Source organism: Wolbachia endosymbiont of Drosophila mauritiana, assembly GCF_004795975.1.
In the GTDB taxonomy this organism is placed as follows: Bacteria; Pseudomonadota; Alphaproteobacteria; order Rickettsiales; family Anaplasmataceae; genus Wolbachia.
Map to the genome: position 1 here is coordinate 289873 of NZ_CP034335.1, position 16325 is coordinate 306197.

Sequence of the window (16325 nt, forward strand, 5' to 3'; positions counted from 1 at the left end):
TACATCATTATTTATTACATGATCTGTAAATTCAGTGTCATAAATCTATTGGCATGACAGACATTCATCATAATTAATATCTGTTTTTTGTTGCAATATTTGACTTTTTTTGAATATGTCATGTGAGACCTTGTCAGCTCTCTGCATTGATTGTGATCTGCAGTAATATAAGCTCTTTAATCCTTTTTTCCAAGCAAGCATGTGTATTTTGTGTAAGTAACGTTTATGCACATTGGCAGGTAAGAACAGATTTACTGATTGAGATTGACAAATATAAGAAGTTCTATCACTTGCATGTTCTATGATCCATTGTTGATCAAGTTCGTATGCTGTTTTAAATGTCAGTTTTTCATGCTTGCTAAGAAAATCTAAATGCTGAACAGAACCCTCATTTGTTGAAATTGAGGACCATGTTTCATCATTGTCTTGATTTTTTTCTGCTAGTAGTTTTTGCAAGAATTTATTTCGTACTACAAATGAACCTGTTAATGTCTTCTGTATAAATACGTTTGCTGCATATGGCTCTATTCCAGGGGAAGTGTTGCCTGCGATAATCGAAATTGAGGCAGTTGGAGCAATAGCGAGCTTATGTGTGAACCTTTCCATTAGATCGATTTCTTTAGCGTCAAGACATGGCCCTTTTTCTTCTGCTAATTTTTTAGAAACTACATCCGCTTGCTCGCGCAAATGCTTAAATACTTTTTTATTCCATTGTTGGGCTGTTACTGATTCAAAAGGAACCATTTTACTTTGTAAAAATGAATGAAAACCCATCACGCCAAGACCGATACTACGCTCTCTTATTGCGGAATATTTTGCTCGCTGTATTTCATTTGGTGCTTGGTTTATGAAATCCTCTAATACATTATCAAGAAAACGCATTATATCTTCTATGAAAAGCTCATTATCTTTCCATTCTTCGTAGTATTCAAGATTTACGGATGATAAACAACATACAGCAGTGCGTGACTTGTTCAGGTGATCGTAACCTGTAGTTAAAGTTATTTCACTGCATAGGTTTGACATTTTTATATCTAAATTGAGCTTTTTGTAAGGTTCTGGTTTATTGTTATTTGTTGCATTAAGAAAGATAATATAAGGTTCTCCAGTTTCAATTCTTGCTGTTAATATTTTAATCCATATATCCCGTGCTTTTACTGTTGAAATAACTTTATTGTTATGAGGGCTTATTAAATCCCATTCTTGATCATCTTCAACAGCTTGCATAAACTTATCTGTTACTATTACAGCATGATGTATATTTAATGCTTTGCGATTTGGGTCACCACCAGTTGGCTTACGTAAATCTAGAAACTCTTCTATCTCTGGATGGGATACAGGAAGATAGACGGCTGAGCTTCCTCTTCTTAATGATCCTTGGCTGATTGCAAGCGTTAGAGCGTTTTGTACTACAATAAATGGCACAATTCCTGATGTTTTACCGCTACCTTTGACACTTTCACCAATTGAACGTAAATTTCCCCAATAACTACCTATTCCACCACCACGTGCAGCGAGCCAAACATTTTCATTCCATAAATCAACTATTCCCTGCAAGCTATCTTCAGTTTCGTTAAGAAAGCAGGAAATAGGCAATCCTCTCTTGGTACCACCATTGCTAAGTATTGGAGTTGAAGGCATGAACCATAAATTGCTCATGTAGTCATAAAGACGCTGTGCATGCTCTTTATTATCAGAGTAGTAATTGGCAATGCGTATAAAGAGATCTTGATAACTTTCATTTTCTATTAAATACCTGTCCAATAGAACTGCTTTTCCAAAATCGGTTAATTTACTATCCTTTGCGTAGTTAATAGCAATGTAATTCATAAGGCTCCTTTTATGATAATATAGACATTTATTTGAGCGATTTCTCGATTAAGTTGTTAAATTTTTTTGTGGATAATGTAATGCAAACAAGATACCATCAACTTGGCTGCCATATATTTTACAGTAACTCATTTGACTTATTTGCATATTTGTTTCTTTTGCAACATGCTGAATATAATCTTCTGAGTGACGAAAATAATCTCCCTTGTTTACAAAGTCAATACCCTTACTTTCCTTTCTTCTTACTAAACATACAATAACCCCTTTTTTGTTTGTCAATCCTTTTGCTAGTTTCAATTCTGCTAGAAAATCATGTAGATAGTGTAGCACTTCAGCAAAGATAATTACATCATACTGCTGGTTCTTCTCTTGTTTAAGAAACTCTTTCATTTCTGTATGTATTAACTCATCGTAAACAGGTTTACCTTTTATAAGGCATCCTCTTGCAATATTGAGCATTCTATTTGAGATATCAACTCCTGTTATGCGACTTCTAATATTACTTATTTTTAGGAAGTGACCACATATTCCAGTACCGCAACCAAGGTCGAGTATATTCAGTTCAGAAGTGTAGTGGTTAAAGACTTTTGTAATTATCATGTGTACGAGTTCATGCCCTCTGTATTGTTTGGCAATTAGCCAATGCTCAACAAAATATTCACCTGTGTAATCAAAATATTGTTTTATGAGATTTTCAGGCAATTCTACGATATCTGATGTGTTTGTTATTTTTTTTAAGTAGTAAGAAGCTTCTTTGTGACTACTATCTAATTTTAGCGTCTTTGTTAAATAATTATAAGCTTTATTAGTATTTCCTACTGCAAAATGACATCTTCCAATATTATACCAGATTATAGGTAATTTGGGGTAGAATATGCTAATTAACCAAAATATTAACTTTGCATCTGATATATTACCTTTATAGAAGTGATATAACCCGATTTCAATGTTGGTATTTAACAGGTTTTTAGATTTTTCAAGAAGCGCTACAATTTCTTTATGGAGAGTATTGTATTTATCCATAATGAAATTTTTTACTTTTTTAATACTTAATAAGCCAGTGAGCTTAGATATACAATTTAAAGCAAAGTTTTTTATAAAAGATAGATTACTTTTCATACATTAGAAATACTCGAAATGTTCATTGTCGTTTTTAGGTAACTAATTTTAACACATTTTATCTTACAAAATATCTTTTTCATTAATTTTTCTGTACATATCAATTTGTCGAATATTTCTCAGATTGTACTGTTTAAGATTACTGGTATGTTGTTGTTGATAATAATAGGTAAATGTTTTGTGTAAAAAGGCGTTGACATATGATGTATCAGATTGTAACATATAAAAGATTAGTTTTTAGATGTTTGAAAAGTTTTATGGTAGAGATTATTTAATCTCAATTCAATTGTAAGTTAATATTTAACTCTGCATATTCTACATATAGTCAGATAAATAAATTATTAAGAGCACTTGATGGATGCCTTGGCGTTAAGAGGCGATGAAGGACGTGGCAGGCTGCGATAAGCTGTGGGAAATTGTCAACAAATTTTGATCCGCAGATTTCCGAATGGGGAAACCCAACTAGCTTAGCTAGTTATTATATACTAATATATAAGGCAAACTTGGTGAACTGAAATATCTAAGTAGCCAAAGGAAAAGAAATCAACCGAGATTCTGTTAGTAGTGACGAGCGAAAGCGGAAAAGGCTAGTGATTTAAAAATAAGAATTAGAATACTCTGGAAATGGTAACCATAGAAGGTGATAGTCCTGTATAAGTAGAAAGTTTTTAAATCCTTGAGTAGAGCGGGGCACGTGAAATCCTGTTTGAATATGGGGGGACCATCCTCCAAGCCTAAATACTCCTTAACGACCGATAGTGAACAAGTACCGTGAGGGAAAGGTGAAAAGAACCCCGGGAGGGGAGTGAAATAGAATCTGAAATCAAGTGCTTACAAACAGTTGGAGCTCTATATCAATTTATTGATATTTAGAGTGACAGCGTACCTTTTGCATAATGGGTCAGCGAGTTAATCTATGAAGCAAGCTTAAGCCGGTAGGTGTAGGCGTAGCGAAAGCAAGTCTGAATAGGGCGTTTAGTTTTATGGATTAGACCCGAAACCAAGTGATCTAGTCATGACCAGATTGAAGGTATGGTAAAACATACTGAAGGATCGAACCAGTTAATGTTGCAACATTATTGGATGAGTTGTGATTAGGGGTGAAAGGCCAATCAAACTTGGAAATAGCTGGTTCTCCGCGAAATCTATTTAGGTAGAGCGTTGTATGTATGTTGTTGGGGGTAGAGCACTGGATAGACTAGGGGGATTCATCATCTTACCAAATCTAACCAAACTCCGAATACCAACAATTAATTATACAGCAGACACACTACGGGTGCTAAGTCCGTGGTGGAAAGGGAAACAGCCCAGATCACTATCTAAGGTCCCAAAATTACAGCTAAGTGGGGAAGGAAGTGGAAAAACCATTACAGCTAGGAGGTTGGCTTGGAAGCAGCCATCCTTTAAAGAAAGCGTAACAGCTCACTTGTCTAAATAAGTTTTTCTGCGCCGAAAATGTACCGGGGCTAAAGCTGTATACCGAAGATGTGGGTGCTTATTAATTTCGATTAATAGGCGCGGTAGCGGAGCGTTCCGTAAGTCTGTGAAGGCGGTTTGTGAAAGCTGCTGGAGATATCGGAAGTGAGAATGCTGACATAAGTAGCGTAAAAGAGTGTGAAAAACACTCTCACCAAAAATCTAAGGGTTCCTACGTTAAGTTAATCTGCGTAGGGTTAGTCGGTTCCTAAGGCGAGTCCGTAAAGGAGTAGTCGATGGCAATTAGGTTAATATTCCTAAACCTCTTAAGTGTGACGGGTTTTGTATTTGTGTAGGTCTTATTGGATTGATCTATGCTTAAAAGAAGCTCCAGGAAATAGCACTTAATATTTATGAGGCCGTACCGTAAACCGACACTGGTGGATGAGTAGAGTATACTAAGGTGTTGAAAGAATGATGTTGAAGGAACTCGGCAAATTATACCTGTAACTTCGGAAGAAGGGTAACCTGCTTTTAGGCAACTATGAGTAGGTGGCACAAAATAGGGAGTAGCGACTGTTTACTAAAAACACAGGACTCTGCAAACACGTAAGTGGAAGTATAGGGTCTGACGCCTGCCCGGTGCTGGAAGGTTAATAGGAAGAGTGCAAGCTCTGAATTGAAGCCCCAGTAAACGGCGGCCGTAACACTGACGGTCCTAAGGTAGCGAAATTCCTTGTCGGGTAAGTTCCGACCCGCACGAATGGCGTAACGATTTCTCCACTGTCTCCAACATCATTTCAGCGAAATTGAATTCCCCGTGCAGATGCGGGGTACCCGCGGTTAGACGAAGAGACCCCGTGCACCTTTACTATAGCTTTACATTGCTATTAAAAATGTGATGTGCAGGATAGGTGGGAGACTTTGAAGTTATGGTGCTAGCTGTAATGGAGTCGACCTTGAGATACCACCCTTTACATTTTTGATATCTAACTATGTTTCATTATCTGAAACTAGGACATTGTATGGTGGGTAGTTTGACTGGGGCGGTCGCCTCCTAAAAAGTAACGGAGGCGTACGAAGGTAAGCTAGAGCTGGTCGGAAATCAGCTTGATAGTATAATGGCATAAGCTTGCCTGACTGCGAGGCTGACAAGCCAAGCAGAGACGAAAGTCGGTCATAGTGATCCGGTAATTCTGTATGGAAGGGTTATCGCTCAACGGATAAAAGGTACGCCGGGGATAACAGGCTGATGGTGTTCGAGCGTTCATAGCGACGACACCGTTTGGCACCTCGATGTCGACTCATCACATCCTGGGGCTGGAGAAGGTCCCAAGGGTTCGGCTGTTCGCCGATTAAAGTGATACGTGAGTTGGGTTTAGAACGTCGTGAGACAGTTCGGTTTCTATCTGCCGTGGGTGAAGGAAATTTGAGAAGGTCTGACTCTAGTACGAGAGGACCGAGATGGATATACCTCTGGTGTACCAGCTGTTATGCCAATAGCATCGCTGGGTAGCTATGTATAGATGGGATAATTGCTGAAAGCATATAAGCAAGAAACCCTCTTCAAAAAAATTTCCCAATTAAGGCCGTGGAAGACTACCACGTTGATAGGCTAGGTGTGGAAGCATGGTAACATGTGAAGCTAACTAGTACTAATAGCCTGATTGATTTATTTCCTTTCTATATGTGTATATGCAGTGTTAAATATTAAATTGAAATTTGTTAAGTCAGAAATTTTTATTGACTTGGTGACTATAGCAAAAATGAACCACCCGATCTCATTTCGAACTCGGAAGTGAAACTTTTTAGCGCCGATGATACTTAAAAAGGGAAAGTAGGTCGTTGCCAAGTTTATAAAAATTTCTTTTTTATTTATATCTGTTCAGTAGAGCGATGAAACAAGGTAAACATAGAGTAGCTGTGAGGTAATATAATTGATCTTTTAGAACTCTGCGAAAACTTTAAAATAAAAGTAGAAAATTTAAAAGTAGAATTTGCTACCTGTTTGTAAATGAGGAGGAGAGATAGCAATATTTAACAAATCATCAAAAAGTTGATCTTCACGTGAGAATTATAAGTGATGTTTTTAATGTGAATTGAAGTTTTTAATGTGAATTGAAAGCGTATCAAATAGTGAATGTAGAGTTCCTTCAAAATGCAAAAAGGTGTATGGTGCAATCGTAATAGTCGCTGACAGGTACTTTGAAACATAGTCGGACTATTGAAGTTAAAGTTCTGGGCTGTTACTTAAAAAACGCATCCACTAAATTGTTTATGCTAAAAAAAAGCTTTATTAAAAAATGAAACAGAAGTGTAAGAAAGTTGCAAAACGTATAAGGTATTACTTGAAGCTACCTATCTGAAGCAACTGGAGCTTCTCAAGTTGCGAAAAATATTTTAAAATCTGAAAGAATGATGTGAAATTTTTTAAGTAAACTAGAAAGTATTCCGCTATCACGCTGAACAGCAAATTAGGCATTATATCGTTTACTGTAAAAGCTCATATTTTACGTAATCAGAGCTAGGAATTTGAAAAGATAATCTCATTATACTTCACATGAAAACAAAGAGAACTATACAATCCCCTGCCTATCGCTTCTTCAACCACTCCCCTGAACAGGTACTTTTACTTTTATCAAACCATTCTCTTATTGTAATAAGTTGCTTCTATATTCAAATTTAGCAACTTCCCTCTAGGATTATCCTTATTTTGTTCTAAGTACTGGCTTTGTTCAAATGCCATTCCCCATTGTGTACGGTAGCTAGACTTTCTATATTCATAAAAACTCTCTTCAGCATTATTTGTATCGAGCTTTTTATCTTGTTTTCTTATACTCTCTACCATCAAGTACCCACATCTATTAATTTATTTTAAAAACTTTACTTACTTTATCATAAAAAACATAGCTGTAAATACTTTAGTGAAAATTTCTTCTTATTTTATCTTTCTTTAAGCAAATATTTAGATCTTTTTGTAAATTTTTATAGCCTGCTTGCATAATGTTTTTATGGGTTAGTATTATGTAATAGTATCCTAGATTACTTATATTAGAAATGCTAACTTTAGCTAGCATTCGTAATTGCCTTTTTATTTTATTTCTTTTTGCTGCTTTTCCGACTTTTTTACTGATAGCCAGACCTACTCTAATAACATGAATATACTTTTCAGGTTCTCTTTCTTTTATAGCATATAGTGATATATATACCCCTCGATAAAAAAGACTGTCAGGTGCTAATCTGTTTTTAAAAGCAAAGGAAAACTCTTTTTTTTTATGCTTATTATGCGCATAATTTATTACACCCTAATGAACGACGCTTATTAAGAATTTTTCTTCCAGCTTTTGTTGACATACGTGAACGAAATCCATGTCTGTGCTTTCTTTTTAAATTTTTTGGTTGAAATGTTCTTTTCATTGCTTTTATATTAATATGACTATTTATTTTAAATTATTTTGCTCTATTGTCAAATAATGGTCAACTTCTATGGCATTCTTGTTGAATAAAATTTGATGTATGGAAAAATGAATTTAATTATAGGCGTACCTGTTTTACTAATCCTTTTATTTTGTTTGAGTAAGTTTCAAGCAGTAAGTAAAGTTAAGTCTTATATATATTTGAGTTGTATGTGGATGCTACCTTGTTTGTTAGCATTCTATGATGGTTATTTTATAACTTCTATTTCTATAGCGTTACTTTTTTTTATGCTGATTTTTATCTTTAAAGGTAAAAGAAATAAGATGGTAAAATTTTTGTTATTTATGGCTTTAGCAATATCACTTTTTATCACTTTATTTATAATGCTATCTATTTTTGTTCAGTCCATTTCTTTTTTTAATAAAGTAGCTATTTCAGAATTCTTATTTTGCTTAAAATGGAAGCATAATGTAGCTATTATTGGCGGAGGAGAGGTGGGATGTTTTGGTATAGCGCCACTTTTAGTGGGGACATTACTTATAACTATTGTAGCAATGTTAGTTGCGGTGCCGCTTGGTTTATTTTCTGCAATATATATTAGTGAGTATGCGAGTGAAAAAGTGCGTTATGTTATTAATACAGCCTTACAGGTTTTGTCTGCTATTCCTACTGTTGTATATGGATACTTCTCAGTTGTATTTTTGTCTTTTTTTATAAAGCAGGTAGCAAATTTTTTTAATTTAAGTATACACTCAGAAAGTGCTTTGATTGCTGGTTTATCGATCGGGGTAATGATTCTTCCTTTTATTATTTCTTTGCTTGAAGATGCTATAAGATCTGTTCCAAAAAGTTTGCGTTATGGTTTTATGGCGCTTGGCGCAACACCAGCGGAAACTATATGGCATATAACAATACCTTATGCAATGCCTACAATTTTAAGTGCAATTTTATTATCAATTTCAAGAGTGATAGGTGAAACAATGATTGTACTAATGGCTGTGGGAATCAATGCAAATTTGACCTTTAATCCTCTCAATTCAGTTACTACTATCACTGTACAAATTGCTACATTACTTACCGGAGATCAGGATTTCAATAGTGTGCAAACTCTTGCTGCTTATGCGCTTAGTTTGGTGCTGTTTGTTATTACTTGGCTATTGAATGCATTTGCATTGTTTATAATGAAACGTAACTAGTAAGTGTTTTAATATTGCAAAATTTCTGTTAATAATATAAGATTTATTTTCTTTAGAAGTTCTTTTATAGAATTGTAGTGTTAGGTGATGAAAGAGATGAGTACAGGTAAAGTAGTTAAAATAACTCAAGCAGTTGTTGATTTAAAATTTGAAGACGGGTTGCCTAAGATATTTAATGCTTTAAAAAGCAAACTAAAATATAAGGGCAAGGAGCTAGTTTTAGAGGTTTCACAGCATATAGGTGACAATATAGTTCGTTGCATTGCTATGGATAGCACAGATGGTATGTCAAGAGGTGATGAGTTTGTTGATACAGGTGCACCAATATCAGTTCCGGTTGGACGCTCAACTTTAGGAAGGGTTTTTAATGTTGTAGGGGAGCTTATAGATGAGTGTGGTCCGCTAAAAGGAAAGTATGATTTAGAACCTATACATAGATCACCTCCAAGTTTTACTGAGCAAAAGATACAGGAAGAAGTTTTAGTTACAGGAATAAAGGTTATAGATCTTCTTGCTCCTTATCTTAAAGGAGGAAAAATTGGCTTATTTGGTGGAGCTGGTGTTGGTAAAACAGTTCTGATAATGGAGCTGATTAACAACATAGCAAAAGCTCATAAAGGATTTTCTGTGTTTGCTGGAGTAGGAGAGAGAACGCGTGAAGGTAATGATCTTTATAACGAGATGATTACTTCGAATGTAATAAATATAAATGAGCACGAAAAATCTCAAGCCGTTTTGGTTTATGGTCAAATGAATGAACCTCCTGGAGCAAGGGCTAGGGTTGCTTTAACAGCACTAACTATGGCGGAGTATTTTCGTGATCATGAAAATCAAGATGTTCTATTTTTTGTAGATAATATCTTCCGTTTTACTCAAGCTGGCTCTGAAATTTCTGCTTTGCTTGGAAGAATACCGTCGGCTGTTGGTTATCAGCCAACTCTTGCGACTGATATGGGCGCTATGCAAGAGAGAATAGCCTCAACTACTGCTGGTTCTATTACTTCTGTACAGGCTATATATGTTCCTGCAGACGATTTGACCGATCCAGCTCCAGCAACGACATTCTCTCATCTTGATGCAACCACAGTGTTGTCAAGGCAGATAGCTGAAATGGGTATATACCCTGCTGTTGATCCACTTGACTCAACTTCTCAGTCTTTATCTGCTGAAATCATTGGTGAAGAACATTATAATGTGGCTTCTGAGGTGAAACGTATATTGCAAACTTATAAGTCGCTGCAAGATATTATCGCAATACTTGGTATGGATGAACTATCTGATGAAGATAAAATTATTGTTGATAGAGCTCGTAAAATTCAGAAGTTTCTTTCTCAACCTTTTCATGTTGCGGAGGTATTTACTGGCATGTCTGGCAAATTTGTTTCACTTTCTGATACTATTTCTAGTTTTAAAGGAATTATTGAAGGTAAATATGATCATCTGCCAGAAGCTGCTTTTTATATGGTGGGAAGTATAAGTGAAGCAATAGAAAAGGCTGAATCAATAAAAGCTGAAGTTGGAGCCGGACATTAAAGATTATGAACACTTTTAAGGTGCAGTTTTTTTCTCCTGATAATCGAATTTCATTCAATGAAGTGGTTTCGCTTTCAGTGAGTGGGCTTGAAGGGAAATTGATGATTTTAGCCTGCCATTCCCCTTATTTAATTTATTTATTGCCTGGTATAATTACTGTTCAAATGAGTAACCAGATAAAGGAGAAAGTTGTAATTGACAATGGTGTATTAGAGGTCGTAAATAATGATTGTAGCATTGTAACAAATCAAATTCAGGTTTTTGATCACCTGACTCATGATGAGGAATCATTAAAAAATAAGGGAGTTGGTATATATTTAAGTTATCTTGATGGTAAGTCTCTTTAGGGCGCTCTTTTTGTGTTCAAGAAATGAGTTTACTCTTGTCATTCCCACTTCAAGTAGCTGACACACAACTGTACGAACATTATGGTTCAGGGAAGATGTCATCCCAGTTTGTGACACTGGTTTTTCATAATCATTAAAACGTTGATTACTGTTATACTCGCAAATTTAACTGGATCCCAGTGTCGCGCACTAGGATGACAAGGGGGACTTGACAAGAAAAGAAGGACTGGTTTCACATGCATCTGAACAGTATTAAACACTTTCGTGCTGACTTTGACTACACGCCTGTGAGGGAATGCTGATTAAATTTAGAAATGAATTATAGTGATCATCATCATCATCGCTATGAAATGCGCTATCAAAGCTTAAAGACCTAGGGTTTTTTTCTGCATCTTGGTTATTTAGATATGGTTCTTTACCGTTTAGCTTTTCTTTTTCTTCCATTATTCTTTTAATTTCCAAAGCTTGATTTTTTACCTTTTCTTCCAATCTTTCAATCTCAGCATAGCGCTTATTCTCTTCTACTATCTTTTGCTGTAATTGCAGTATCATCATTTCGATCTGCTTATCTTCAGTCTCTGGCGTTAAATCCGACTTATCCCACTCTAGCTCACATTCCTCTTGTTCATCAGGTTCCAAATGTGCGTTGTGCTCACTTTGCAAATTTTGCATTTGAGATTTGAAATTCATTAAACGTTCATTCTTTACCTCCTGCTGTAATTGCTCTCTTATTTTCTCGATCTGTTCATCTTTAAGCTCTACCTTGTTCGTTAACTCTTCACATTTCCACTTTAGCTGATCTACCTCTTGTTTACAAGATTCCAGATTTGTGTTGTGCTTATCATCTAAGCTTTGCATTTGAGATTTTAAATTCATTAACGATTTACTGTGTTCATCTCTCATGCTGTTTGCTTCCTCTTCATTTGCATTTGCCTCTTCTTCTAACTGATTCACTTTACTTTTCAGTTTCTTTCCTTCTACATTGGCAACTTCCAGGTCTTTCTTCAGTTTTTTATTTGCCTTTTCAAATTCTTCCAGCTCTGTTGACATATTTGCTAGCTTTTCATTTTCTTGTGTCAGTTCATCTTGCAATTTTGCATTTTTTTGCTTTTCTCTTCCAAGTTCATCCTGTAAATCACTATTATACTTTTCTGACTCTTCAATTTCTTGCTTAGCCTCTATGATTTCCTGTTCTAATTTTTCTTGCTTTATTATACGGCTGTTTAACATTTGCTTTTCTTCTTTCAATAATAATAACTTTTTTTCTAAATCTGATATTCGCTCCTCTTTGCTTTTTTTTATACTCTCATTATCGATTCTTAACTGATCAAGATCGTTTTTTAAATGAAACCTTTCTTCTTCCAGGTGAGCTAATGCGTTTTGCAGTTTTCTTAACTCACTTATCAACTCTTCTTTTCCTGCATTAGCAACTTCCAGTTTTTTCTTCAGGTCTTTCTTTCCTTCATGCACACTCTCAAGTTTTTGCGCTCTTTCTTCCAGCTCTGTTGACATATTTGCTAGCTTTTCATTTTCTTGTGTCAGTTCATCTTGCAATTTTGCATTTTTTTGCTTTTCTTCTCCAAGTTCATTCTGTAAATCACTATTATGCTTTTCAAATTCTTGCTCAGCATCTTCGAGCCTACATTGTAAGTTGTTTCTCTGCTGATTTAACTCTCTAATTTCTTGCTCAGCCTCATCGAGGCTATATTGTAATTTATTCTTTTGCTCGTTTAATTCTCTAATTTCTTGCTTTTCTTCTCCAAGTTCATTCTGTAAGTCACTATTGTGCTTTTCTAACTCTTCAAGTTCTTGTTCAGCCTTGTCGAACCTATATCGTAATTCGTTCCTCTGCTCATTTAATTCTCTAATTTCTTGCTCAGCTTTTGTAAGCTTTTGATCTAGTTGTTGTGAGTTAACTTCTGTTTGCACTGCAGCTTCTTGCAAATTAACTTCTGTCTGAGTTTCAGTTTCTTGAGAGCCAATTCCTGTTTGAGTTTCAGTGTGCTGTAAATTAACTTCTGTTTGAGTTGCAATCTGTTGTGGATTAATCTCTGTTTGAGTTGTAACTTCTTGCAAATTTTGAGTTTCAGTCTGTTGAGAGCCAATTTCTGTTTGAGTCTTAACGTGTTGCACAGAGACCTCTGTCTGAGTTTCAGTGTGCTGTGAATTAACTTCTGTTTGAGTTGCAATTGCCTGAGTTGCAATCTGCTGTGGATTAACCTCTGATACATTGTTGCTAGTGAAAGAAAGAATAGGATTGCTTTTAGCATCATTTTCAAGATCTTTCATCTTTTCATCTTTATTGATTACGATATGTTCATTGTTTTGCAGATTAATAACAGCTGGAGCATCTTTGTTCTTCTCCAATAATGCTTTGACAGCGTCATGTAGAGAGAGACCTTGAATATATAATTCTTCATTTTGTCTTATTAATTCCAAAAACTCCTTAGGTGGCGATTCAAAATCTTTACCATTAAACTGTAGTACTTTAGTTATACCAGAATTACTTACATTCATAACCATAGTACAGGTAACAGTTTTTCCATCCTTGTCCTGCACAGGCCAAGTGCTTGTCATTTCATAATATGCATCCTCTTTAAATTCATAATGTCTTTCCTTACCTTTTCGGTAAGCGTATATGTCATGCTTTTTATCGCAATAGATATTCAATGTGCTAATATCCCTTTCTTGCTGTAAGATATCACTAATTCTTATTGGCTCACTTCTATTGTAATTAATAAGATTAATGTTTAACACTTTATCAGAATTGTTAGTTTCTACATAAAAAGCTCGAAGATCTATGTCTTTGTCTCTAAAATACTTACTTACAGCTTTTTTTGCCTGATTTGCTAATTCTATAAAGTTTTTTTTAAAGCTTTTGTTGAAAGATAGATCTATATATGCTTGCTTCAAATTTTCATCATTTGTTAAATTCATGAACAAGTCATAAATCTCCCATTTGCTCTGATAGTATTCTTCTAGAACAGTAATGCTATTTTTTCTTTTCAGTTCTGCTAATATATCTTTCAATATCGGGAAATTTGTTGACATAGTATACCCCCTATTACTATTGTTCTGATAATATATTTACTTTAGGAGTGATTAAGCTATCAAAACTCCTTTTATATTAACCTTTTTAGTTGAATTTAATTGCGAGCGTTAAACTCGACCTTAGTCGTTTTGTTTATTGTTCCTCACTACCTATTTATGTTACTATACTAATAGTAGCACTAAGTTTTAGGCTATGCAAGAATTTCTATTGGACGTAAAGCTAGTAAACTTCAGAAATTGGTTATGCTAATTCTGTTAATAAAATGCAACCAATTAAGGAAAGCGCTATACTGTGTCTCAGTGCAATATTTTCTTTCCTAACGGACTTAGAATTGAGTTGAGTTAAAAATCCGATTTTATTTAATACTTTTCAAAGATGACAATATTTTGTAAAAATGGGTTTTGAATAGGACAATAATTAGGACAATAATATGGAAATTTTTCTTGATAGTGTTGATTTGAATGAAATTAAGGAGCTAAAAGAGTTCATTGATGGCATAACAACAAATCCTTCTTTGATAGCAAAATCTGGACATAAAGATAAATACGAAAATTTAGTAAGTGAGATATGCTCTGTTATAAAAGGGCCTGTTAGTGTTGAAGTTGTTGCAGATAGCCATGAGGATATGGTTAAGGAAGGCCTTAAGTTAGCGAAAATCGCTAGTAATATCGTAGTGAAGTTACCCCTTACACATGAAGGATTAATTTCTTGTAAAAAGTTGTGGACAGAACATAAAATACCTGCTAATATCACATTATGTTTTTCTCCTGGACAAGCACTGCTTGCCGCTAAGGCCGGTGCTTGTTTTATTTCTCCCTTTGTTGGTCGTCTTGATGATATAAGCTATGATGGCTTATCGCTAATAGAAGATATATGCACTATATATTCTAATTATGGTTTTAACACAAAAATTCTTGTTGCATCAGTAAGAAGTCCAGCGCATGTAATAGAGGCTGCAAAACTTGGTGCTGATTCAATTACTGTGCCAGCAAAAATACTTAGACAGTTAATTAATCATCCACTTACTGATCAAGGGCTTGCAATATTTGAAAAAGACTGGGGTGTAAAATAATAAATTTAGAAAATATAATATAAAAAGGACATAGGTACCATCTGTCCTTTAAAGACATGCAGGTTAATGATATGCGTAATTCAGAATTTTAAACATAATGATCCTCCTGTTAATAAAAAAAGATTCAGAAAAATGTATACAGTTACGACCGAAGTATAGCTTAAATATATTTTAACTGAAGATTATAGATTAATTGAATTGAAAAGTCTGCAGACGAAGATAGATTCCGAACTCTAGAACACCTTCGCTGTGCATGGTAACAAAGCTATTAGAGTTTGTCAAGTAATTTTTTATCGTAATTTTACGAACGTGCCATGCCAGTAATTATATCTAGTTAAATTTGTAAAGTAATACAGTGTTTTCGATAGTTATAAAAAAGCTGGATTTCAGTGCTGGAGTAACATTTTGGAAATTGGGATGAAAAGAGGGAAAGTACTAGTTTGAAATTAAGTTTTCTGGATTCCAGCATCAAGTGCTGGAATGACAAGAGAGGAGTTCCAGGTACAGCTGTTACCTATAGAATGGCAGTACTAGAATGATAACAAACTGAATGACATATTTAATCTCTATACAGATGTACATCACGCACCGATTTCCATTCAAGGTAATGTCATTCCAGTGCTTGACATTGGAATCCAGTTAGATTTGCGAGTATAAAAGTAATACAACATTTTTGATGATGGAAGCCATTACTAGGATAACAAGAAAGGAAGTGCTGATTTCAGTGTTTATACGTTAGCCATGCATCTAAAAATTTATAAACAAAAGGTTACACTTCACAACTTTGTGATGGAATAAGTTTTTCAATGCTTTTCACGCAAAATTCAGTTATGTTATTAGCTATTTCATCAAATTTATGATTTATATCCTTACCTATTTTTTCATCTTTAATATATTCGTACAGAGTTAAAATAGCTATAGTTGAACATATTGCGATGAAACCAACTTTTGCTGTAATAAGTAATGATAACCCACCTGCAAGTATGGACACTACTCCAATAGCTAAATTTATAATTTTATTTTGTGTTGACTGGTTCTCTTTATCCTCTAAGACATTTGATATTGCTTTTGAGGCCACTTTTATTGCTATTGCTGTAGTTGAGATTATAATGAACATTATAGCTATTTTTGCTAAAAGCAAAATTGATGGTAGCATTATTGTAAGCAACAATGAGCCAGCTCCTATCAGTAGCCACTTCTCATTTATTTTTTTAGACTGATCTGTATTGCTAAGCACTGCACCCTCCATTTTAATTAATGGTTTATTCATATAGTATGAAATATGCGATGGTCAAGATATTTTTATGTGGAAAAGTTTGCGATTGAGTTTTGGCATGTTATTT

11 protein-coding genes, 2 rRNA genes and 1 pseudogene are annotated in these 16325 nt (G+C 34.7%); 7 read left to right on the forward strand and 7 right to left on the reverse strand.

The genetic code is table 11. The features are described 5' to 3' along the window. Nucleotides 1-45: 45 nt before the first annotated feature. The gene (locus EJB00_RS01470) at nucleotides 46-1830 is read right to left on the reverse strand and encodes a ribonucleoside-diphosphate reductase subunit alpha (protein WP_108784002.1); all 1785 of its coding nucleotides are present in this window, start codon (nucleotides 1828-1830) and stop codon (nucleotides 46-48) included. A 48-nt stretch (nucleotides 1831-1878) separates the two neighbouring features. Further along, nucleotides 1879-2949, reverse strand: coding sequence for a methyltransferase domain-containing protein (locus tag EJB00_RS01475; RefSeq protein WP_135352897.1), 1071 nt, complete (start codon nucleotides 2947-2949; stop codon nucleotides 1879-1881). A 331-nt stretch (nucleotides 2950-3280) separates the two neighbouring features. Between EJB00_RS01475 and EJB00_RS01480 the strand changes: the two genes are divergently transcribed. The 3 genes and pseudogenes from EJB00_RS01480 to EJB00_RS06315 form a co-directional block, all read left to right on the forward strand. After that, nucleotides 3281-6045, forward strand: a 23S ribosomal RNA gene (locus tag EJB00_RS01480). Between the two features lie 67 nt (nucleotides 6046-6112). Further along, nucleotides 6113-6219, forward strand: a 5S ribosomal RNA gene (rrf, locus tag EJB00_RS01485). Between the two features lie 351 nt (nucleotides 6220-6570). Continuing rightward, nucleotides 6571-6880: pseudogene (locus tag EJB00_RS06315) on the forward strand (IS66 family transposase); the annotation flags it as partial. Between the two features lie 123 nt (nucleotides 6881-7003). Here the strand turns inward: EJB00_RS06315 and EJB00_RS01490 are convergent. The 3 genes from EJB00_RS01490 to rpmH form a co-directional block, all read right to left on the reverse strand. Next, a complete protein-coding gene (locus EJB00_RS01490) occupies nucleotides 7004-7213 on the reverse strand; it encodes a hypothetical protein (RefSeq protein WP_015588336.1) in 210 nt (69 codons plus the stop codon). A 73-nt stretch (nucleotides 7214-7286) separates the two neighbouring features. Further along, complete coding sequence (rnpA, locus tag EJB00_RS01495) at nucleotides 7287-7664, reverse strand: ribonuclease P protein component (protein ID WP_135352912.1); 378 nt, start codon at nucleotides 7662-7664, stop codon at nucleotides 7287-7289. Continuing rightward, nucleotides 7648-7782: a 50S ribosomal protein L34 gene (gene rpmH / locus EJB00_RS01500; protein ID WP_015588337.1), complete on the reverse strand. Its 135-nt coding sequence runs from the start codon at nucleotides 7780-7782 to the stop codon at nucleotides 7648-7650. The genes rnpA and rpmH overlap by 17 nt, the downstream gene beginning before the upstream one ends. A 107-nt stretch (nucleotides 7783-7889) precedes the next feature. Between rpmH and pstC the strand changes: the two genes are divergently transcribed. The 3 genes from pstC to EJB00_RS01515 all read left to right on the forward strand — a co-directional run bounded on the left by pstC (nucleotide 7890) and on the right by EJB00_RS01515 (nucleotide 10858). Beyond that, nucleotides 7890-8978: a phosphate ABC transporter permease subunit PstC gene (gene pstC, locus EJB00_RS01505; RefSeq protein ID WP_015588338.1), complete on the forward strand. Its 1089-nt coding sequence runs from the start codon at nucleotides 7890-7892 to the stop codon at nucleotides 8976-8978. Between the two features lie 96 nt (nucleotides 8979-9074). Further along, nucleotides 9075-10511 carry a F0F1 ATP synthase subunit beta gene (gene atpD / locus EJB00_RS01510; RefSeq protein ID WP_179943652.1) on the forward strand — a complete coding sequence of 479 codons (1437 nt, stop codon included), beginning with the start codon at nucleotides 9075-9077 and terminating at the stop codon, nucleotides 10509-10511. A 5-nt stretch (nucleotides 10512-10516) separates the two neighbouring features. Further along, complete coding sequence (locus tag EJB00_RS01515) at nucleotides 10517-10858, forward strand: hypothetical protein (protein ID WP_015588340.1); 342 nt, start codon at nucleotides 10517-10519, stop codon at nucleotides 10856-10858. Between the two features lie 252 nt (nucleotides 10859-11110). On the opposite strand, the gene EJB00_RS01520 is transcribed toward EJB00_RS01515, so the two are convergent. Then, nucleotides 11111-13909, reverse strand: coding sequence for a coiled-coil domain-containing protein (locus tag EJB00_RS01520; protein WP_135352896.1), 2799 nt, complete (start codon nucleotides 13907-13909; stop codon nucleotides 11111-11113). Between the two features lie 431 nt (nucleotides 13910-14340). On the opposite strand from EJB00_RS01520, the gene fsa reads away from it, so the two are divergent. After that, the gene (fsa, locus tag EJB00_RS01525) at nucleotides 14341-14982 is read left to right on the forward strand and encodes a fructose-6-phosphate aldolase (RefSeq protein ID WP_015588342.1); all 642 of its coding nucleotides are present in this window, start codon (nucleotides 14341-14343) and stop codon (nucleotides 14980-14982) included. Between the two features lie 769 nt (nucleotides 14983-15751). Here the strand turns inward: fsa and EJB00_RS01530 are convergent. Continuing rightward, complete coding sequence (locus tag EJB00_RS01530; RefSeq protein WP_015588343.1) at nucleotides 15752-16219, reverse strand: hypothetical protein; 468 nt, start codon at nucleotides 16217-16219, stop codon at nucleotides 15752-15754. Nucleotides 16220-16325: the final 106 nt, after the last annotated feature.